The organism is Enterobacter sp. JBIWA003, assembly GCF_019968825.1.
In the GTDB taxonomy this organism is placed as follows: domain Bacteria; phylum Pseudomonadota; class Gammaproteobacteria; order Enterobacterales; family Enterobacteriaceae; genus Enterobacter; species Enterobacter quasiroggenkampii.
The window spans coordinates 82015-99503 of record NZ_CP074170.1; the positions used below are offsets into that span (position 1 = coordinate 82015).

General features: G+C 49.8%; 25 protein-coding genes. 5 read left to right on the forward strand and 20 right to left on the reverse strand.

Going from position 1 to position 17489, the window contains the following annotated elements; translation table 11 throughout:
- Window positions 1-87 precede the first annotated feature (87 nt).
- On the reverse strand, window positions 88-813 hold the full coding sequence (locus tag KGP25_RS00440; RefSeq protein WP_048030818.1) for a MerR family transcriptional regulator: 726 nt from the start codon (window positions 811-813) through the stop codon (window positions 88-90).
- Window positions 814-930: 117 nt separating this feature from the next.
- Between KGP25_RS00440 and KGP25_RS00445 the strand changes: the two genes are divergently transcribed.
- The 3 genes from KGP25_RS00445 to KGP25_RS00455 all read left to right on the forward strand — a co-directional run bounded on the left by KGP25_RS00445 (window position 931) and on the right by KGP25_RS00455 (window position 3086).
- The gene (locus KGP25_RS00445) at window positions 931-1455 is read left to right on the forward strand and encodes a lipocalin family protein (RefSeq protein WP_008500115.1); all 525 of its coding nucleotides are present in this window, start codon (window positions 931-933) and stop codon (window positions 1453-1455) included.
- A gap of 78 nt (window positions 1456-1533) precedes the next feature.
- Entirely contained in the window at window positions 1534-2580 is a 1047-nt protein-coding gene (locus KGP25_RS00450; protein ID WP_223539763.1) for a class I SAM-dependent methyltransferase, read from the forward strand.
- Between the two features lie 65 nt (window positions 2581-2645).
- Window positions 2646-3086, forward strand: coding sequence for an acetyltransferase (locus tag KGP25_RS00455; protein ID WP_223539764.1), 441 nt, complete (start codon window positions 2646-2648; stop codon window positions 3084-3086).
- On the opposite strand, the gene rhuM is transcribed toward KGP25_RS00455, so the two are convergent.
- Together rhuM and KGP25_RS00465 are read right to left on the reverse strand one after the other, a co-directional pair.
- Window positions 3083-4111 carry a RhuM family protein gene (rhuM, locus tag KGP25_RS00460; RefSeq protein WP_223539765.1) on the reverse strand — a complete coding sequence of 343 codons (1029 nt, stop codon included), beginning with the start codon at window positions 4109-4111 and terminating at the stop codon, window positions 3083-3085. The two genes, KGP25_RS00455 and rhuM, sit on opposite strands and share 4 nt — an antisense overlap.
- A gap of 57 nt (window positions 4112-4168) precedes the next feature.
- Complete coding sequence (locus tag KGP25_RS00465) at window positions 4169-4510, reverse strand: SymE family type I addiction module toxin (RefSeq protein WP_223539766.1); 342 nt, start codon at window positions 4508-4510, stop codon at window positions 4169-4171.
- A 125-nt stretch (window positions 4511-4635) separates the two neighbouring features.
- Here KGP25_RS00465 and KGP25_RS00470 point away from each other — a divergent pair, with 125 nt between their 5' ends.
- Entirely contained in the window at window positions 4636-4827 is a 192-nt protein-coding gene (locus KGP25_RS00470; RefSeq protein ID WP_223539767.1) for a toxin-antitoxin system HicB family antitoxin, read from the forward strand.
- A 16-nt stretch (window positions 4828-4843) separates the two neighbouring features.
- Here KGP25_RS00470 and KGP25_RS00475 read toward each other — a convergent pair whose 3' ends face one another.
- From KGP25_RS00475 to KGP25_RS00525, 11 genes are all read right to left on the reverse strand, one after another.
- Entirely contained in the window at window positions 4844-6643 is a 1800-nt protein-coding gene (locus tag KGP25_RS00475) for a hypothetical protein (protein ID WP_223539768.1), read from the reverse strand.
- Window positions 6644-6904: 261 nt separating this feature from the next.
- On the reverse strand, window positions 6905-7762 hold the full coding sequence (locus tag KGP25_RS00480; protein WP_223539769.1) for a DUF4942 domain-containing protein: 858 nt from the start codon (window positions 7760-7762) through the stop codon (window positions 6905-6907).
- A gap of 79 nt (window positions 7763-7841) precedes the next feature.
- Window positions 7842-8045, reverse strand: coding sequence for a hypothetical protein (locus KGP25_RS00485; protein ID WP_223539770.1), 204 nt, complete (start codon window positions 8043-8045; stop codon window positions 7842-7844).
- A gap of 29 nt (window positions 8046-8074) precedes the next feature.
- The gene (locus tag KGP25_RS00490) at window positions 8075-8566 is read right to left on the reverse strand and encodes a DUF5983 family protein (protein WP_223539771.1); all 492 of its coding nucleotides are present in this window, start codon (window positions 8564-8566) and stop codon (window positions 8075-8077) included.
- The gene (locus KGP25_RS00495; RefSeq protein ID WP_223539772.1) at window positions 8563-8940 is read right to left on the reverse strand and encodes a TA system toxin CbtA family protein; all 378 of its coding nucleotides are present in this window, start codon (window positions 8938-8940) and stop codon (window positions 8563-8565) included. The genes KGP25_RS00490 and KGP25_RS00495 overlap by 4 nt, the downstream gene beginning before the upstream one ends.
- 92 nt (window positions 8941-9032) lie before the next feature.
- Window positions 9033-9263 carry a hypothetical protein gene (locus tag KGP25_RS00500; protein WP_223539773.1) on the reverse strand — a complete coding sequence of 77 codons (231 nt, stop codon included), beginning with the start codon at window positions 9261-9263 and terminating at the stop codon, window positions 9033-9035.
- A gap of 5 nt (window positions 9264-9268) precedes the next feature.
- Entirely contained in the window at window positions 9269-9637 is a 369-nt protein-coding gene (locus KGP25_RS00505) for a type IV toxin-antitoxin system YeeU family antitoxin (protein ID WP_223539774.1), read from the reverse strand.
- 22 nt (window positions 9638-9659) lie between these two features.
- Window positions 9660-9881 carry a DUF987 domain-containing protein gene (locus KGP25_RS00510; RefSeq protein WP_223539775.1) on the reverse strand — a complete coding sequence of 74 codons (222 nt, stop codon included), beginning with the start codon at window positions 9879-9881 and terminating at the stop codon, window positions 9660-9662.
- An 11-nt stretch (window positions 9882-9892) separates the two neighbouring features.
- Entirely contained in the window at window positions 9893-10372 is a 480-nt protein-coding gene (gene radC, locus KGP25_RS00515) for a DNA repair protein RadC (RefSeq protein WP_223539776.1), read from the reverse strand.
- 10 nt (window positions 10373-10382) lie between these two features.
- Window positions 10383-10856 carry an antirestriction protein gene (locus KGP25_RS00520; RefSeq protein ID WP_223539777.1) on the reverse strand — a complete coding sequence of 158 codons (474 nt, stop codon included), beginning with the start codon at window positions 10854-10856 and terminating at the stop codon, window positions 10383-10385.
- Between the two features lie 270 nt (window positions 10857-11126).
- Complete coding sequence (locus KGP25_RS00525; RefSeq protein WP_223539778.1) at window positions 11127-11945, reverse strand: DUF932 domain-containing protein; 819 nt, start codon at window positions 11943-11945, stop codon at window positions 11127-11129.
- 314 nt (window positions 11946-12259) lie between these two features.
- Here KGP25_RS00525 and KGP25_RS00530 point away from each other — a divergent pair, with 314 nt between their 5' ends.
- Window positions 12260-12655, forward strand: a complete 396-nt coding sequence (locus KGP25_RS00530; protein WP_223539779.1) for a hypothetical protein — start codon at window positions 12260-12262, stop codon at window positions 12653-12655.
- A gap of 326 nt (window positions 12656-12981) precedes the next feature.
- Here KGP25_RS00530 and KGP25_RS00535 read toward each other — a convergent pair whose 3' ends face one another.
- The 6 genes from KGP25_RS00535 to KGP25_RS00560 all read right to left on the reverse strand — a co-directional run bounded on the left by KGP25_RS00535 (window position 12982) and on the right by KGP25_RS00560 (window position 17463).
- Complete coding sequence (locus tag KGP25_RS00535) at window positions 12982-14019, reverse strand: hypothetical protein (protein ID WP_223539780.1); 1038 nt, start codon at window positions 14017-14019, stop codon at window positions 12982-12984.
- Between the two features lie 433 nt (window positions 14020-14452).
- Window positions 14453-14815, reverse strand: a complete 363-nt coding sequence (locus tag KGP25_RS00540; RefSeq protein WP_223539781.1) for a hypothetical protein — start codon at window positions 14813-14815, stop codon at window positions 14453-14455.
- Between the two features lie 35 nt (window positions 14816-14850).
- Complete coding sequence (locus KGP25_RS00545) at window positions 14851-15291, reverse strand: hypothetical protein (RefSeq protein WP_223539782.1); 441 nt, start codon at window positions 15289-15291, stop codon at window positions 14851-14853.
- A 2-nt stretch (window positions 15292-15293) separates the two neighbouring features.
- Window positions 15294-15986 (reverse strand): WYL domain-containing protein, encoded by a 693-nt coding sequence (locus KGP25_RS00550; RefSeq protein WP_223539783.1) that lies wholly within the window; start codon window positions 15984-15986, stop codon window positions 15294-15296.
- A 19-nt stretch (window positions 15987-16005) separates the two neighbouring features.
- Complete coding sequence (locus tag KGP25_RS00555; RefSeq protein WP_223539784.1) at window positions 16006-16743, reverse strand: DUF3944 domain-containing protein; 738 nt, start codon at window positions 16741-16743, stop codon at window positions 16006-16008.
- Between the two features lie 141 nt (window positions 16744-16884).
- On the reverse strand, window positions 16885-17463 hold the full coding sequence (locus tag KGP25_RS00560; RefSeq protein ID WP_223539785.1) for a hypothetical protein: 579 nt from the start codon (window positions 17461-17463) through the stop codon (window positions 16885-16887).
- Window positions 17464-17489: the final 26 nt, after the last annotated feature.

The window sequence follows — 17489 nt, forward strand, 5'->3', positions numbered from 1 at the left end:
TGGAGTTATTCGTCACAGGAAAACGTTAGCATCTGCGGCGCGGGAAAATATTCAACTTTTCGTGAAGATTCCCGCAGGAGAAAATGATCAGAGGATAATCACTTCAAGCGATACCTGCTGCTGCCACTGCTCCACCTGCTTTTTCCGCGCCGCGGTGAGCTTGCCGCTGGTGACCAGAAGCCATTTGCGCTCCGGGAAAATTTCCGGGGCCAGCGCGGCTGGAGGCGAGGGCAGAATGTCGATTCGGTGTCCCTGTCCGGTGCGCGTTAAGGCTTCGAGCCAGATCTCGCAGGCGTCGTTCAGGTGCCAGCCGCTGAGCAGAATATTATCGCCCGGCGCTTTTTTATCACCCTCGAGACAAAACGAGGTGTAGGCGATGATGATGCCGTCGAGGATTGCGCGCAGGGTCATGGCGGCGGCCACGTTGGCGGATACCTGACTGCGCAGCGGGCGCAGCACGTTCGCGACCAGTTCGGGTCTTGGGTACTCGCGTCCGGCGTCGTAAATCATCTGGCGCAGGGACTCGACTTTGCCGTCCTGCAGGCGTTGCAGCATGTTCTGCTGCAGGGTTTGCCAGTTGTTGGTCCGGCCCGGCGTCGGGCGTTCCAGCAGCGGTTTGACCTGGCCGATCGGGACGCCTTTTTTTACCCAGTCGAGGATTTTGAGCGCCTGCTGGACGTCCTCATCGCTGTATTGGCGATGGCCGCCTTCCGTGCGCTGTGGCTTGAGTAAACCATAGCGACGCTGCCACGCCCGCAGGGTGGTGGCGGTGATGCCGCTGAGTCTGGCGAATTCGCCGATGGAGTAAGCCATGTCCGTGTCCAGAGTGGAGGAATACTCTCAATATACTACGAATTTTCCCGAACGGGATGAAGCGCCGAAACGGTGCACTACACTTAACATCCAACCGTGCAAATGAAAGGAATTCTCATGAAGCTATGGCCTGTTGTGACCGGTGTTGCGATTGCTTTGACGCTGGTCGCCTGTAAATCCCCCACGCCGCCGAAAGGCGTGCAGCCTATTACCAACTTCGAAGCCAGCCGCTATCTCGGCAAATGGTACGAAGTCGCCCGTCTGGAAAACCGCTTCGAACGCGGCCTGGAGCAGGTGACGGCGACCTACGGCAAGCGCAGCGACGGCGGTATCAGCGTGCTCAACCGGGGCTACGATCCGGTGAAGAACAAGTGGAACGAGAGCGAGGGGAAAGCGTACTTTACCGGCGAGCCGACCACCGCCGCGCTGAAGGTCTCCTTCTTCGGCCCGTTCTACGGCGGCTATAACGTGATCAGACTGGACGATAAGTACCAGTATGCGCTGGTCAGCGGCCCGAACCGCGATTACCTGTGGATCCTGTCGCGCACGCCGACCATCCCGGATGCGGTGAAGCAGGATTACCTGAATACCGCGCGCAGTCTGGGCTTCCGGGTTGACCAACTGGTGTGGGTGAAGCAATAAAAATCGTGCTTTCTTCCTGGGGCATTACTGGCTCGCCTGGATAGACTTCCGTTAAAAGCCTAACGGGGAGAAGACGACATGAACTGGCAGCCTTTTCGCGGCGATGCGCCGGAAAATATGACGATTTTCAGCGCGTCATTTCCCGACGTCAGCGACCAGTGGCCGATGAAAGACGATGCTGCCCGTGAGATCGCCTCCCTTGACCGTGCGCTGAAAGCCGAGCCAGCGCTCCGGCCGCCGCGGGTGGAATACGACGAAGGCGGGCAGGTCGTGCTTGTCACCCAGAACCGCTATTCCGAACAGGCCTTCCGTAACCGCCCGGCCCTCACCGCGTGGCGCACCCGGCTGGTCCCCTCCGCACTGGCGCTGTTTGTGGTGCAAAACCCGCTGGAAGACCGCCTGCCCGACGGAACAAAAATGGACAGCGACAGCCGCCAGTGGTTTATCCACGCAAATGATGCCATCGGCGTGCGTTCCCGCGCCCGGGTGCTGGCCGCGCTGGCGGATAAATACATTCACAATGAGAGCGAGAACAACTGGGTCAGTCTCGCGAGCGGCGCCGCCATCCCGGTGCTGGAGGCGCTGCGTGAAGCAAAGCTTGATGGCCAGCAGGTCTATCTCACGCTGGTGGACAAAGACCCCGTAGCGCTGAGCTGGGCGGAAACCATGGCGGCGCAGGAAGGCATTGTGGTGGGCGAACAGCTGACGCTGCTCAGGCGCAACCTGCTCCATACGCTGGTGCGTAACGAGGACCTGCTGCTGGAGCTGGGCGAGCATCAGGCCGAACTGGTCGACGCGCTGGGGATTTTCGAATACTTCAGCGATACCGATGCGGTGATTTTCCTCCAGCGCGCGCTGCGGCTGGTCAAGCCCGGTGGGGCGGTGATTGTGTCGAACATGCTGACCAGCAGCCCGCACATTGACTTTGTGCTGCGCGGTATCGGCTGGGAGGATATTCACCCAAGGACGCTGCAGCAGCTGCAGGACATCCACCTCGCGGCAGGCGTGCCGGTGGAAAACGTCACCGTGATCGTGCCGAAGGACGGGGTGTATGCGGTGATGGAGATCAGGGTAGGGGATGAAAAACCGCACGGTCAGTTCCCTCTCCCTGAGGGAGAGGGCTAGGGTGAGGGGGAACAGAGCGCAAGGAGTGACTTGAATTAACTTACTTATCAGCACATGATCCCCCCATGAAAATAGAAACCGCACTCCCCACACACTTCGAACGTCTGGTCGCGATCTGGGAATCCTCCGTCCGCGCTACCCATCACTTTTTACAGGAAAGCGATATTGCGGCGCTGCGCCCGCTATTGCTTAACGCCTATCTGCCTAACCTCAAGGTCGTGATCGCTAGCGATGAAGCAGGCGACATTCACGGCTTTTTAGGCGTGGATGAAAATCGCATTGAAATGCTGTTTGTTGACGATGCGAGCCGGGGTAAGGGCGTCGGGAAATTGCTGCTGCAACACGCCATCGCAGCGTTCGGCGCGAACGAAGTGGATGTGAATGAGCAGAACCCGCAGGGCGTCGCGTTTTATCGCCATATGGGGTTTGAGCAGGTCGGACGCTCGGAACAGGACGGGCAGGGGAATCCGTTTCCGTTGCTGCATATGCGGTTGAATCGGGATTAGTGCTTAGCCTGCTTATCCCATTTTAATAAGCCGATGATATCTTTCTCACCTTCGGCTTCTTTCAGCAGGCGCTGCTTCTTTTCATACTCAATGTATTCTGAGCACGCCTTTTCATCGGCCGCTTTCTTGCTGATTTTGCCTGACCCTTCTAAAACGTCCCGGTCGTTAAATTGCAGGAACTGATCGAGTTTGGTTTGCCAGTCTCGTAAAAATACCTGCTTGCGGCGTTTGGCCTGATCTTCGGCAAAATCGAGCCACATATTAACGACGCGATTTAGTTCGCTGACTTCATCCTGAGACAGATAATTTTTTGCGGTGGTGACATCGCTTTTACGGACTTCTTCGCCTTTATAGCTGGTCAGCCCCATATGCGGTTGAGAGGCATCGGCGCGCTGGTGAATCAACTCAGCAGCGGTGTGGCCCGTGCAGGCAAAATGCAATTTATTCTGGATGGTCTGGAAGAATTGCGTGGTTTCTTTGAGCGACGGCTGATAATCAGCGGCTAATGCAAAAATCTCCCTCACGCGGAGATAGATCCGGCGTTCGCTGGCCCGTATATCGCGAATGCGTTCCAGCATTTCATCGAAATAGTCAGGTACGGCTGATGATCCCACTGGCGGGTTTTTCAGGCGCTCGTCGTCCATAACGAAGCCTTTAACCAGATATTCCTGCAGCGTTTGGGTGGCCCACTGGCGGAACTGTGTGCCTCGCGTGGAGCGGACGCGATAGCCGATGGCGAGAATGACGGGCAGGCTAAAGTATTGAACGTTATATACTTTACCATCGCTGGCAGTTGTTCGGTAAAACCGAACAACTGAATTTTCGACCAGCTCACCCTCATCAAAAATATTTTTGATATGCCCACTGATCGTTGCTTTGGCTTTGCCGTATAACTCACAGATCGTAGCCTGTGAGAGCCACAACGTATCGCTTTCGAAGCGGCATTCAATGCGAACTTTTCCATCCTTGCTGGCAAACATGACGAACTCACCGGCTGGTGAATTGATTAATTCTTCATATGTCATGCTGCCCCCATCTCATAAGGTTGATATCGTAAGTTCGTAGTATGCCAGAAACAGCCGCTAAGCCAGGTGGTTTGTATTTGATTTTGCGAGGCGCTTTCCAGCATGCGGAGTTTGGATCGCTGCAAGCGCGTTCTCTATCTCAATAAGCTTTGCTTTCGTCCGTTTATAATCATCCTGCAACCTTTGCTCCTGCTCGTTATACGCCACCAGAACGATACAACCTTTCATCACCTTTACCGTGACCTGCTGTCCGGTATCAAAACCCGCCGCGCGCAGCCACTTGCCGGAAAGGATGATTTTCGGCGTGGATTTGTCGAAAACATTCGGGCGGTATCCCACAATTAACGAACGCTCGGTTCCGGATTGGTCGGTGTCTGGGGTAGAATGAGAATCAGCCATAATCAACTCCTTGATAGTTGGTGAGGTTAGACGCTCCGGTTGTGTTCCCGCACATCGGGGCGTTGCAAATACAGGAGGTTTAGGTGGCCTCCTATAGGTGTCAGAGTAGATGGATAGGTGGCCTCATGTCAATCGTATCGCGCGAAAAAAAACCAAAAGGCGGCGGGCAGTCTCCGCAGTTTAAGATGCGAATTGATCCGGCATTGAAGGAGCAGTTGGATGCTGTGGCGGCTGAGGAAGGAGTGAGTCTCGCCAGCTGGTTGAAGGAACTGGCGAGGGAGGCGTTGCGTAATAAGGGAATAAAGCCTAACGGTTAAAATTTTTTATTTAAAATCAGTCGTCATTAAAACCAATTATATGAAAATCTGCGCCAGATGATTTTATCGCATTGTCTGAACTGACTAATAAAACATCCAACTGTCTTTTGATGTTATTATTTTGTGTTTTTGTATAATAACTTTTTGTTGTATGAGGTTGTATAACTATGACCCGAGTTTTTATTTTAGTCGGGTTTGAGTTCAATGATGAAAGTTTGGTAAGAAAGTCCGAAGATTGAATTAATTTATTCTCAAACCAACACATTTTGTTCTGAGAGCTGGTAGTTCTTTCTGTAAGATCTTGGATGAGATTTTTACGGTTTGCATATCTCAAATTTTTGACTGCTTGACTTAAGACAATATCATGAGCACCAACTGATACTCTTCTGCTGCTACTATTACTATTGGCTGCTTTAATATGAATCAGTGATATGATCGTTTGATCATTATGATCGTCAATATGGATAAAGTCTGCTTTCTCACCAGCGCCATCGTCACAATAGAGCCATCCATTCGGTTTTTCGGTTGTGTTGAATTTATCAAACGTGTCCCAGCGGCTATTCCAGCGGTTTTTAACCCAACAAAATAGAGAATCTTGTTTTCCTATTTGTTGTAAATCGAGTTTTTCTGAGTTTAATGGTTTTTCTTTACAAATATCATACTTTTCAAAATCTGCCCAGATAAAACCATTATAAGTAACATCTTTGTAGTCAGTCTTAAAAGTCCAACCGTTTACTACTGCATGTCCTGATTCATACCAGCACTTAATTAAATCAGAATGTTTAAAAACTTTCGCATAATTATTAAGTAAATCTTTCTTTTGTGGGGCATACTGCTGGCTAATAATTTCAAAACTAGTAATGTAATCTTTTATTTTAAGCGCTACTTGAATATCACCGCAGTAGGAATTTTCATAAAACACCTTTAGGGTAAATGATGCATTAAGCGTTAATGAAATTTCTATTCTATATTTATTTCTGATGTTTCTTAATAAATCTAATTTTTTAAGTGGCAATTCATAGGGGATGAAATCTGGGTCAATTATCGAAAAATCATAGGCATCAATTACATTTTTGAGATCATTTATTGGGCTAGCGAGAATGCCTATAGGAGATAAATTGTTTTGATTATTGGAATTTAGCATGTCCAATATTTCTATGACGTTGTTTTCAAAAGTAACCCAATCTTTGCAAGGTCCCTTCCAGATAGATGACTTAAAAGGATTTAGACCAATGGTTTTATTATTATTTCCGATTTCTGTTCTTACAGCAGACATCATGTAAGATTGGTCTTCAAGTGGGTCTAAAGACTCTGCTACGCTATTACCAGCTAGTACTTTTGAATCAGCCTTAAATGTATTTTTTCCATGTATGCCTAAAAGCCAAAGCATCTTGATATTGTCTTCGTCAATAAACAAATGATTTAAATGCGATATTTCTACAGGATGTAGATTTGGCAATATGGTACTCTTAAAATATTCTCTTATAGAATCTTTCATTCCTTTTTCAGAAAAATAAAAAGCAACATAATTGCCTCGAGTAAAAGTCAGTGCAACATGATTTTCAATATCATGTATATCATTTTTTTTAGTCCAACTGGGTACTTTATTTATAGAGTAAGGAGAAATGAACACGGTGGATTCTTTAATGATTTCAGTAGTGGTTAAATATTTCTTTATTTCTCCTTCATTATAAATTTTTGTATCAATGATTTTCATGATGGATTCATGTAAAAATTTAGCTGTGTAATTTGATTTATTAAAACCAACAAGAATAGAGAAAAAAGGTGAAAGATGTTCCTTTTGAATATCGTTCATAACGATCTCATTTATTTGTAGATAGAAATAAGATGATTATATTTATTTTACAAATTAAAATGTGAAGTAGACCGCAAAATGAGCAAAACGTAGGTAAATACTTGGAAATCTATGACATTTTTGGCGGAGATCACAGGAGTCGTATTGGGTGGTTAACTTATTGATTAAATGTTGATATTCCGTGTTGGATAAATGATTAACCCCCATAAGCACCCCCAAATGGTTTTACTTGGGGGAATGTGGGCTAAATAGCGGTTATAATCAATTCGTGGCGCTAGATTGTGAAGGTAACATTCCAGGATAATGTTTAGCAATGATGTCATTGAGCTTATCAACCAGCTCTGGTCGTTTGAAGCTGATATGTGCGGTTCCCTTCTGAAAGTATTTAATCGCAAACATCTCGTTCTCGTAACGATTGCTGTGCCGGTTAGCATGGATATGGTCGCCCAGTCGACGGGTAACGTCAGCGCGGTTATCGGGGACAGGCTTGCCATCCAGAAGCATCAGCATGCGCTCAAGATCCGCTAACCGATCGCGCTGCCAGCCCCAGTTAAGCCCAAATCCCCACCGGTCATATTTGACCAGTCCCGTCACGATGATTTTCGCGCCAAACTTACAGGGGCAATTGGTCTTAAAATTCCAGCTTAAGCCTTTGAAGACGTTAATGACTCCTCGCTCAAACACCTCACCTTTATTCAGATGCAGTTGCTCAAACGTGCTCAGGATATTCTCTTCGCTGACCGCTGGAATATTCTCCTTTTCCAGGCTGTTGTGCCACTCGTCGCGTGCCTGTGCGTCCATGAGCGCCAGCATTCCCGACTTATTCATCAGGTCTTTCCAGATGCTGCGATCGATATTTCGGGTGATGGCTTTTATTGCTGTTTCTGGTTTATCCATCAACCAGCAGTCGTAACGGTATTGCCGTACTCCCCATTCATTTGCTTTACCGCCGCCGATGTTGCTGGTCAGTGTCGATATATCGTCGAGTTGCTGTATCAGCGTTTCAATTTGAGCCAGCGCGGTATTACGTCCGGTGACGATACGTTCAATGCTGGTCGAGCAAATTATATCGGTATTGTCGGTTAACACTTCGGATTCGGTGAGAGTAAGTTCTGACATCATTTTTTCCTTATATAAAGCAAAACGCCAGCCGGTGAGGGCTGGCGTTTATGAGTAAGTGATGAGTACGGTTCGATGGTTAATCTGTACTGGCCTGTTGCAAAAGCTGAAGATGGTGGAGATCGCGAACGTTCTGTAATGCCTGTTCAACTCGGGGCAACAGCTTTGCTGAATCGGTGTTGTCTTCGTCGTTGTCGAAGATAATCTCGCTGCCACAATTGATGTTGTCCTGCAGCCAGCCAATCAGAATGTTGAGAGCCGCTTCGGTGGTTAATTCCGGCATGTGAAAACCTTATGGAGATTGAGGTTGCGCTACCAGTCAAACGTAGCGAATCCCGGTAGCACTTCGCCAAAGGCATCCAGATGAATGATGCCAGCGGAGTAGCGACGGATAAGCGTCACCACTAACTGACGGCAGGATTTTGACACCCCGAGGCGTTTGAGGCGTAAGACCGGAAACGACCACGCGCCCAGGTTGAGCAGATAACCCGAGCCGGTGTACAAAATCCATTCAGACTCACCAAAGTCTTCATGCTGGTGTGAAAGAGTAAACAGCAGAGTGTTATCGGCCTCGGTGATATGTGCGGTACTGCACCGGATCCCGTTAACGCGGGTTATGGGTGGAAGCGGATCTTCAACAACCAGTTTCCCCGGGGCATCAGCCACACGAAGCGAGTAGCCATTATCACAGACCACATCTATTAGATTGGTCAGTTCAATACCGTCGATATCAACGGAGATCCGGCCCATGTTGAGGGCCAGTACATGGATGCTATCGGCTTCTGTTGTGAGGGACAGTTTCATTGCGGCCCCCCGGAAGACCGTCCACTGATGGCGCAAGTCACCGCTTTATAGCCGGTGCGTTGCATCAGGCCGGTGGCCTTTCTGGCCCGGAGTATGTCAATAGCGCTGATGAACGGAGACTGATGCTGAATGGAGAAACCGGGGCGATCAATTCGTACCAGTTCAGATTTTTCAACAAGAAAATTGAGTGCATCTGCCAGTGAAATCCCGGCGTCAATATGCTGCTGAATGACACCGTCGTTGCCAAACTGTGTGTCGTTAAGCGAAAGGCCGTAATGCCTTTCCAGCAGATACGTAAGAAGGTGCTGCCAGATTTCTACAGGTGAAGGGCGTGATGGTGCCTTCCGTGTCTGGATTGTGGGTAAGGTTTGCATAAAGGTGATCTCTGTTAAATAAGACGCTGGTGACAGGGGACGTATTACGGTGAAGGAGGCCGGTGAGTTACGGTGTTTTTCAGGGAAACCACTTACTGCCGGATGGCGTCAGGTGCGGCCTCCAGTGTGAACCAGTTAATACCCTGTTCTGCGTCGTGATGGCTGGCAGCATGGCGTAATGCCGCTCTGGCCTCTTCTGTCGTAACAGAGTCATCCACATTGTGTACATCGTCTTCGTACCAGAGTGAACATAATACGAAGTCGTCATGTTGATGCTGTTGCAACAGTTCAATAACCTCGCTGATTTTACAGGCGTGCGGCATGGCTATTAACCTCCTGGCTGTGCTACAGGTTGCGTCGGATAAATCGCAATATAGACATAACCGCAACTGCCGAGGGTATCGGCGTCGCAGGTCAGCCCTTTCGCATACAGCGTGACGCAGTGCTGATGGCGGGGATTGAGTTCACCGGAAACCAGCATCAGTTCCAGCTGTTTGAGCAGCAAAGGAAACGCCTGATCGAGATGGCGTAAATCCGCATCACTGAAGACTCCGTTGATACTGGCGCGGTCTGCCAGGTAATGCAGGCGATTGCCCTCCTGCACCAGACGGGCGCCAAAACAGGGCGTGATATTGCGTTTAAGACCCCACCAGGGTTCGGCAATATCATGATTTGCTACAGGTGTTGTGTTCTGCATTGAAGTAATCCTTAACTGTGCGTTAATTCAGGGTAACGCTACGCAATACGACATACGGGCCATTGCGGTCCTGACGACGCTCAGCGAATACGGCCAGCACGCCTGCGATATCCTGTACCTCCCGGCCGGCATAGTGGCAGATACTGCCTGACCACTGGTATTTCCCGGTACAGAAGCGAAACAGCCGGGACTGAGGATACTGACGGTAAATCGTCATTGCCTGGCGTTTGCTGATGATTTTCATAGCTATTCTCCTTACAGCCAGCCGCGTTCGGCAAAAGAGACAATATCCATCCCGCCGACCACCAGATGGTCCAGCAGGCGAATATCAACCAGGTCCAGTGCCTGTTTCAGGCGTTCGGTGATCCGTCTGTCTGCGTCGCTGGGTTCAGCGAGACCAGACGGGTGGCTGTGCGCCACGAGAATGGCGGCAGCGTTATGTTTCAGCGCAGCCTTCACCACTTCTCTTGGATGTACCTGCGTATGGTTGATGGTGCCGGTGAACAACGTGTCGTGCGCAATAAGCCGGTGCTGGTTATCGAGAAATAGCGCGGTAAATTCTTCGCGCTCCAGTGTGGCAAGCTGCAGGCGCAGCCAGTCACGGACGGCATGGCTGGAGGTGAATGACGCCCCGGGTTCACGTAACTGTCGCTCCAGCAGGGTTAGCGCCGTCCTGACCGTCTGCTGTTCTGTGGGGGCAAGTTCACAGGCAAACAGCGGGAGTTGTTGTTCCATAATTTTGACCTCAGTCAATGATGTGCATAATGGCGTTACACTCCGCGTGGTTCAGCGCGTAGTCGCGCAGGCGGTAGTAGTGCTCCGTCATGGCATCGCATTCGGTGCGCATGGCGTGGTGGCTGTAAGTCATCAGGCAGACGGCTATCCCGGCAGCTTCGCCGCTGAGCTCACCGCCGTTGCCGTTCAGGGGATTGAACAGCGACCAGAGTTCATCGCTCTCCGTTTCCGGGGTCATAAGCGCGCCGCCGTTGCTGAGGGTGTAAAAATTCCAGATGCCGCCGTGGTAGTCCGTGCAGAAGCGGTCCATCCATGCGAAGACAGTCGGCTCAAGGATTATCCACTGCGGTATGTTGCCAAAATGCTGCGGCCAGAAGCTGATGCGCTGCTCGTCCTGTACGCGGGTGGCGGTCAGCGCTGGCGAAGAACTGGCAGGTTGCGGTGGTAACGGGAGTGTATCGTTAAGGTTAATCGTGTTGGTCATGTTAGTTTTTCCTTGTTTATTTATCGGGTTGGGGATGTCGATTCAGCCGGAGTGACGGACAGGACTGCGCATAGCCATCCTCATCACAGCGTGACGGCCAGTGCCCCTCCGGGAGGCTTAAGCTGCACAGGCTGCGTTCACCGGGACGATAAAGAAGGTGAGAGCACCAGGCGCAGAGGTCGTCGTCAGAGATGGAGCGGCAGCCGGGATTGTTCTCCAGGGGGCTCGGATATGGGAGGGCCTGGTGAGCGTTATCAGGCAGCGGTGGCATCAGCTCAGCGCCTGCTGCAGTTCTTCCGCCATCACCCAGAGGGCGCGGTTGAGCTTAACGTCGCCGTCTATGCCTTTAACCGCGCGGGTCTGGCTGCGCTTGCCTCTGGCAGTGCGTCCGGGCAGCCCCCCTTTCAGCAGGTTCTCCTGGCAACGATTGAAAACTGACCACAGGTCGTCCTGACGGTCTTCATGGCGGCGGGGCGTTAATATCTGTGCCGCAGTGACCGGCTGGTGATCTTCACCAAAGCGGTACGTCAGCGCGGCTCTGGCAAAAGCCTGTTGTGCCGGAGGCGGGAGTAACAGCGACTGCATGGCATCGCGCTTCTCTTCCACCCGGTCAAATATCCCCAGCACTTCGTAAGCCCCTTCAATGACTTTCTCCACCACGTTGCCTTTATGCGGCACGCGCACCTCGCCAAAACTCTCACCGCAAATCAGCCCGTTCTGGCAGACTGCACGAAATAGCCCCGGCAACATCTGGTATGAGCTGGAGCCGTCATGGCTGTTAAGCAGAATGATTTCCGGTACCTGTTTGCCGGTGATTTGTCCTTCACGCCGCAACCGCAGCATGTGCTTTGTGTGGTCGCGCTTATTCAGGTCGCGCACGCGGGTCTGGCAGGCAAAGAACGGCTGGAAGCCTTCCTGCTTCAGGCTATCAAGCAGCGTGATAGTCGGAATGTAGGTGTAGCGGTCCGATCGGGATTCGTGCTTGTCGGTACCAAATACACTGGGTACATGGGCCATCAGTTCGTCATTTGTCAGTGGACGGTCGCGGCGAATCTGGTTAATCCGTCCGAAGCGGCTGGCTAATTTCATAGTAAAACTCCTTTGTGGCTAACGGCATAAACGCAGACAGGCCGCACTTCCCGTAAAGAAGTGCGGCCTTTCTGCATGGATTGGATGTTGCTGGGATAATAGGGGAAAAATCTTTGTCGTCGATGAAAGCAAAACTAGCTAATGTCTGTTATGAGCGAAGAACGGACCTTAACAAGTAGCCACATATTAGTGGTGTTAAGTACTGGCAGAATCAAGCTCCGAAACAAGGTAAGGAAATCGCAACTTATCTTATTCCCTATAAAGCTTAACTTGTGCGAAAATGCGACAGATCTAAAAGAAATATGGATGAAGACATGTATAACTGGAATTTAGTTGTGATAGCGTTGTTTGGACTAACTTACTTTCCATTTTTATGGCTTATAGGTATGAGGACTAGTGCTAAAGAAATACTCTATAAAAATCAATTTTATGAGATAGATCCCAGGGCGTTGATACCTAAATGGGCTCAAATCAGCACACAGTTATTTTTTTATGCGCACTATTGTTTTTTTTTAATTCCGCTGTCAATGATCAGCTGGCTACATGGTTTAGCGGCGTTTGGAGCGGGTGTTTTGATGTTTGTTTTAACCCCAATGCTATCCTGTAGTTATCCGGCAATATTCAAACAAAATGCTATGCGAGTATATAAAAATGACCCTAATGCGGGACGCCAATTAATAAAGATTTTAAGGGCAGCCAACTGGCGATAACTCTTCCTGTAAAGTTGGGAGTTGAGGCGAGTTATACTTCGCGATTATTACGTTTTCTCAGCCGAATGATACTGGCAGGGACATCATCTACAGTTTGGATCACGAAGACACTCCGAAGAAATGGCCGCCCTCATTAAACTTATGGCAATTTTCAGGACTTAACGTCCGCTCCTGGCACGAAGCGGACTAGGTCACTGAGGTGAAGGTCCGCTGTGAGCGATCTGCGGACGTTTTAGACCTCAGAACCTAACGCCTGTAATCTATCCCGCAGTATGCATCCTTTAAAGTGTGGGATTTCGTGTCCATAGCTACGTAACTGGTGAATGCTATTGGGCATTCGGGGATATTGCTGTCTTTAGGTCGATAGCAAGCATCTCTGCTCGCTGATTCAAAGCATCTAACATGAAATCTTTTTTATCTTTAACGGTAACTAGTGAATAGTACGGCTCAATATTCGTACAGGTTAAGCGTGATATTGTAAAGTCATCATGATGAGGTATTAATGCACGATAGTTTCCTTCAGAGATAAACATAAATCGAGCTTTAGGATGTTCGTTGAGCCACATATATTTATTCTTACAAAAGAAAGTGTCTCGTGTGTCATATTTCATGGCAAATCCGTAACCGAATTTGATGATGGAGAATGTCTGAACACTAAATGCAATATATGAAATGCAACCAATAAAAAATAATGGAGCAAAAACAGACATTGAATAGTTAATATCACAACAGGGTGTTGTCTTTACCTTTTTCATCTGTGGGATAATAAGGGTTAAATAAGGGGGGTACATAAAATAAATAGCATAGTAGAAAATAAATATATAAAGCAAGGCCGTGACTGCTGTCATGAGTTTGTTAAATGTGGTGTCAAAAGGAATATCAAATGAGTTAGAGACTAGCGAGCGAGCAAGATAATATGAAATTAAAGTTACTATTACCCATGAATATTTAATCCCTAGTTTTACTTTTGCAATTATGTTTTTTTCTTTATTATCAAAAGATTTTAAATGGGATAAAATTGTATATGCAATTAGTATGGTGGTCATGATAATTAATGCATTTGGAATGATGAGGCTGATATGATCAATAATCTTAAAGGAAATACATGTCAATAAGAATAATAACGACGAAAACAATGCCGCACTTTGCGTTTTTCTATGACTTTTTCGAAGGCGAGTGGTCAGCTGATTGGTCGATTTTTTGTTCCAATAATAATGTATAATTAGCCCGCTTAGGATAATCATCCCCAGCCAGATAAAAATTGGGTATACAAGGCCTCTCTGAGGCATGATGACGAGTATTGCAATATAGAAGAATAAAAAATGGGTGATACCAAGGTTTAATGATTTACATATTTTTTTCATTGATGTTCTTTTTTATAATTAGTGATTCCATTAAAAATATTAGATTTTTATAACAGATGCCAACAACAATAGGAAGATAATTTTGTGATCGCATAAACGAGAATAGATAATTGCACCGAATCTTCTAGGTGAATCAAAGAGTTTTACCGAGTATGTTCCTCTATTCAGCGATGTCTACTTCTGGAACTTAGCAGACTGCTTAAGGCTGACAGTCCGCTCACAGCACAAAGCAGTCAGAGAAGCAGTGGCAGGACGCTAACATAATGAGATATATAGTATGGTGAATCCTTCATAAGGGGAGGGACCTTACGGGGGAGGGGTTTATATATGGCTATTAATACGCAGTATTAATACCTGTTTTCTTTGATATTCCGATTGATGGCACAACAGGGTCTGACAACTGATTGTCAGACCAGATAATGTTCAAACGAAATCAGTACTTCATCAGCCAGTCCCCCTGACTGGTGATGACGTTAATCTCTGCCACACTGCACGGGCCTTTTATGTAGACGGCAATCTCATTGCCATAAGACAGCTTTGACGGTACCAGCGGGACCGGCTTGCTGCCTGCGTAGACGGTGGGCATCTTCTGAATCGGGCAGTTCCCCCGGTTAACGACAACATCCTTAATGGTGATGCTGTCAGCCAGTGACTGAACATGAACACGCTGCTGATGTAGATTCGGGTAATACGGATTCTTAACCTGCTCAAGCCCAATCCTGACCGGAGCCTCTGCGGCGTGCAACAGAGGCGAAATCATCAGTGCCACGGCGAGAGCAATCATTGCTGTTTTCATTAATTTTTCCCTATTTTTGCTGGATCAATAAAGGCTCACATGCGGGTCAGACATCCTGATTTATCAAACTCAGGTAAAGTCGTTGCGGCATTGCTGAAGGTGAAGGTGGCGGAGGTCAGTCCGGTCGCCGTTATATGGATACGATGGGATTTTCTGGCTGCATCCCAGAAGGCTTCGAAGTTACTGCCACCGGCATCAGACAGTGTGTCGTTAATCAGGAACGTGTCGCCGCTGTCGGTTTGTGCCTGAATGCTGCGCCCATCATCATTGCCGCTGGTGAGCGTTTTGCCATCGGGTGATGTGTACTGGACGAACGCATTGTCCTCCGGCGAGCAGGTCATCAGTAGTTCAGCCCCCTGTTTATTTTGTATGCGGTATTCCGTTACGCCCTGAACCCGGGTACTGGTCCACTGGTTTATGGCTGCACCGGCCTGCGCGGAGGTAAACAGCATCATTAAAAACGTTATTTTTTTCATAGCTATCCTTGAATTTCAGTATCGGTCAGCACCTTTCGCAGGTACTGGAAGTGCGGTAAAGAACGGATAAAGTGCGGATCTGCAGTCAGTGCATCAATCTGCCGCCTGCGCAGAAACTGCCTTTTCGTCAGACAGACATCGGTGATGCTTTCCAGGCGAAGAACATGTGCCTGCTGCCGGAATTCTCCGACCAGGTACCAGCTGTTTTCGAAATAAACCAGCCGGTACGGTGCAAACCAGCGGTACTGCTCTGTATCTGCGGTCAAATCCAGCAGGGTACGGTCGAGGATCGCCTGCGTAATGCGCCAGAAACCGCCAAAGGGGGTGGGCTTACGTCCCGGTGGTGAAAGCCAGACGATATAGGGCGACGGTGTGCTGCTGTCGGTCAGCACCGCTATCAGCTTGTTATCGATTGCGGGAAACAGCTGCTCCAGGCTGGTGGCCCGGGCAAAGTGAAGGATTTCCCTGCTGGTATACGTGCCGGTATGCGGGCGGGCCAGTGACCAGCTTCCCTGCCGGTACGTCAGCTCCAGACAGCTCAGGCGCTCACGAAAGTCCCGACGAAGGGTACGTTCAGAGATCTGGAACTCCGCAGACAACGCCTGTACCGATAACTGCTCCCCCATCAGGAGGCGACTGATGATGATCGCCAGCCGGGATGCCATGCGATCGTGTTGCTTCGTTTCCGCAGACATAGTGAGTGGTTTCCGTGGGTTACTTTAAATAATGCAGATGCTGCTGACGAAGGCAGGCGACCAGCAGGCAGGCCGGGACAGTCACGCGTAGCGCCGGTCCTGCCATATCGGCAATCAGCCAGCCGGTGCTGAGTGCGAGACCCACAGGTCCTGCGAGTACTGCGATGGAGCGGCTCAGCGTGAGGTAAGCCGCCATTGGCAGGGAACGCCCCAGAACCACTTTTGCCAGCGTGCTGAGCATCACCACTGACAGGCGGTACGCCGCAAAACCCGATGCCCGGACGGCCGTCTGTATCGCCATTAAAATCAGCGGTGCCGTGGGGGTGGTCAGCTCGGTCCCCATGCTGTCAGCAAACTCCCGTAGCTCAGTGGGGGACATTTCACTGAGGCTTTTTTCGAGCATCTTCATCAGCAGGGAGAGCTCGATGGTTTCGGTTGTCTCCTCTTTTTTGTATTTCACGCCCGTATGTTCACAGACATCGCATAACACTTCCCGGTACAGGACGCCTTTGCCGCCCCTGAACATACTGGCAATACTGCTGGCACCAAAGGTCTGAATTTCAGCGGCAATCTCCTGCCAGTAATTATGGTGCGCGGGGTAAAAACGTTTGTAGTTGTCGCTGCCGGACAACGTTTCCGTCCAGCGCAGGGTGTTATCCCGTGGGTCACGGGTAATGAGGCTGACCAGTAAATCCAGGTCCTCATTCTCACAACGCCCGAGAAACCGCAGGTCAGCATCTTCGCGATAAACGGCCATAGCCCCTCCATTCAGGTCTGTATCGTCAGGGCAAAAACGATAGCAAACCCGCCTGTAAGGACATGGCCGGTGCGTCAGGAAAATCAGCGTGTTATACGAGTAATGACGGACAGGTGATGTCCGAAAATGAAATACAGACGATTATGCTGAGCAGGGTGGGGTTGCCGGTGGAATAAACAGACGAATGGCGAGTTGCCCCGTCAGGCGGGTGACGAGCCAGGCGGCACCCCCGTTGATTACCCCACCCAGTAACGGGAGCAGCAGGCTTTCCCTGAGTAACACGTTGCTGCTTTTCAGTAGTAATGCGTCGCGAACCACCGTCAGCAGAGCGGTCTCGGCCTGAGGCAGGCTCAGTACGCGGGTCAGTAACCGGGTGATGATGCCACTGATGGCATCCGAGCAGGCATCCCCGGCGAGCGCGCCCCAGCAGAGCAGGCGTACCCGTGGGTCTGCAGTGTCATGACCTCCGGTGATGGCAACGGCCGCACACAGCCGCATCTGAATGAACAGCGAAGAGCAGACATCGGCGGTGAAGGTCAGTGGCAGCAGCGCACCTCCGGCAAGCCCGCAGGAAAAGCCGGAGCCGCAGGCTTTAAGGGACTCGTACAGCACCAGTGATTCAGCTGCCTCAACACGACTCATGCCGTTCTGCAGATAACCCCCGGCAAGCACCGCGGCAGAGTCCGTGACGGCGGAGCCTTCCACCGCCAGGGTGTACATCTCATCAAAAATACGACGCAGTAAAG

Bases quoted from the DNA above. Each gene is read 5' to 3' on its own strand.
- KGP25_RS00550 (WP_223539783.1), bottom strand. From the start codon at position 15,986: ATGTCTGCGGAAACGAAGCAACACGATCGCATGGCATCCCGGCTGGCG.
- KGP25_RS00475 (WP_223539768.1), bottom strand. From the start codon at position 6,643: ATGAACGATATTCAAAAGGAACATCTTTCACCTTTTTTCTCTATTCTT.
- KGP25_RS00505 (WP_223539774.1), bottom strand. From the start codon at position 9,637: ATGCAGAACACAACACCTGTAGCAAATCATGATATTGCCGAACCCTGG.
- KGP25_RS00555 (WP_223539784.1), bottom strand. From the start codon at position 16,743: ATGGCCGTTTATCGCGAAGATGCTGACCTGCGGTTTCTCGGGCGTTGT.
- KGP25_RS00480 (WP_223539769.1), bottom strand. From the start codon at position 7,762: ATGTCAGAACTTACTCTCACCGAATCCGAAGTGTTAACCGACAATACC.
- KGP25_RS00500 (WP_223539773.1), bottom strand. From the start codon at position 9,263: ATGCCGCACGCCTGTAAAATCAGCGAGGTTATTGAACTGTTGCAACAG.
- rhuM (WP_223539765.1), bottom strand. From the start codon at position 4,111: ATGACATATGAAGAATTAATCAATTCACCAGCCGGTGAGTTCGTCATG.
- KGP25_RS00540 (WP_223539781.1), bottom strand. From the start codon at position 14,815: ATGAAAACAGCAATGATTGCTCTCGCCGTGGCACTGATGATTTCGCCT.
- KGP25_RS00440 (WP_048030818.1), bottom strand. From the start codon at position 813: ATGGCTTACTCCATCGGCGAATTCGCCAGACTCAGCGGCATCACCGCC.
- KGP25_RS00485 (WP_223539770.1), bottom strand. From the start codon at position 8,045: ATGCCGGAATTAACCACCGAAGCGGCTCTCAACATTCTGATTGGCTGG.
- radC (WP_223539776.1), bottom strand. From the start codon at position 10,372: ATGGAACAACAACTCCCGCTGTTTGCCTGTGAACTTGCCCCCACAGAA.
- KGP25_RS00495 (WP_223539772.1), bottom strand. From the start codon at position 8,940: ATGCAAACCTTACCCACAATCCAGACACGGAAGGCACCATCACGCCCT.
- KGP25_RS00560 (WP_223539785.1), bottom strand. From the start codon at position 17,463: ATGTACACCCTGGCGGTGGAAGGCTCCGCCGTCACGGACTCTGCCGCG.
- KGP25_RS00455 (WP_223539764.1), top strand. From the start codon at position 2,646: ATGAAAATAGAAACCGCACTCCCCACACACTTCGAACGTCTGGTCGCG.
- KGP25_RS00450 (WP_223539763.1), top strand. From the start codon at position 1,534: ATGAACTGGCAGCCTTTTCGCGGCGATGCGCCGGAAAATATGACGATT.
- KGP25_RS00490 (WP_223539771.1), bottom strand. From the start codon at position 8,566: ATGAAACTGTCCCTCACAACAGAAGCCGATAGCATCCATGTACTGGCC.
- KGP25_RS00520 (WP_223539777.1), bottom strand. From the start codon at position 10,856: ATGACCAACACGATTAACCTTAACGATACACTCCCGTTACCACCGCAA.
- KGP25_RS00465 (WP_223539766.1), bottom strand. From the start codon at position 4,510: ATGGCTGATTCTCATTCTACCCCAGACACCGACCAATCCGGAACCGAG.
- KGP25_RS00545 (WP_223539782.1), bottom strand. From the start codon at position 15,291: ATGAAAAAAATAACGTTTTTAATGATGCTGTTTACCTCCGCGCAGGCC.
- KGP25_RS00445 (WP_008500115.1), top strand. From the start codon at position 931: ATGAAGCTATGGCCTGTTGTGACCGGTGTTGCGATTGCTTTGACGCTG.
- KGP25_RS00530 (WP_223539779.1), top strand. From the start codon at position 12,260: ATGTATAACTGGAATTTAGTTGTGATAGCGTTGTTTGGACTAACTTAC.
- KGP25_RS00525 (WP_223539778.1), bottom strand. From the start codon at position 11,945: ATGAAATTAGCCAGCCGCTTCGGACGGATTAACCAGATTCGCCGCGAC.
- KGP25_RS00510 (WP_223539775.1), bottom strand. From the start codon at position 9,881: ATGAAAATCATCAGCAAACGCCAGGCAATGACGATTTACCGTCAGTAT.
- KGP25_RS00535 (WP_223539780.1), bottom strand. From the start codon at position 14,019: ATGAAAAAAATATGTAAATCATTAAACCTTGGTATCACCCATTTTTTA.
- KGP25_RS00470 (WP_223539767.1), top strand. From the start codon at position 4,636: ATGTCAATCGTATCGCGCGAAAAAAAACCAAAAGGCGGCGGGCAGTCT.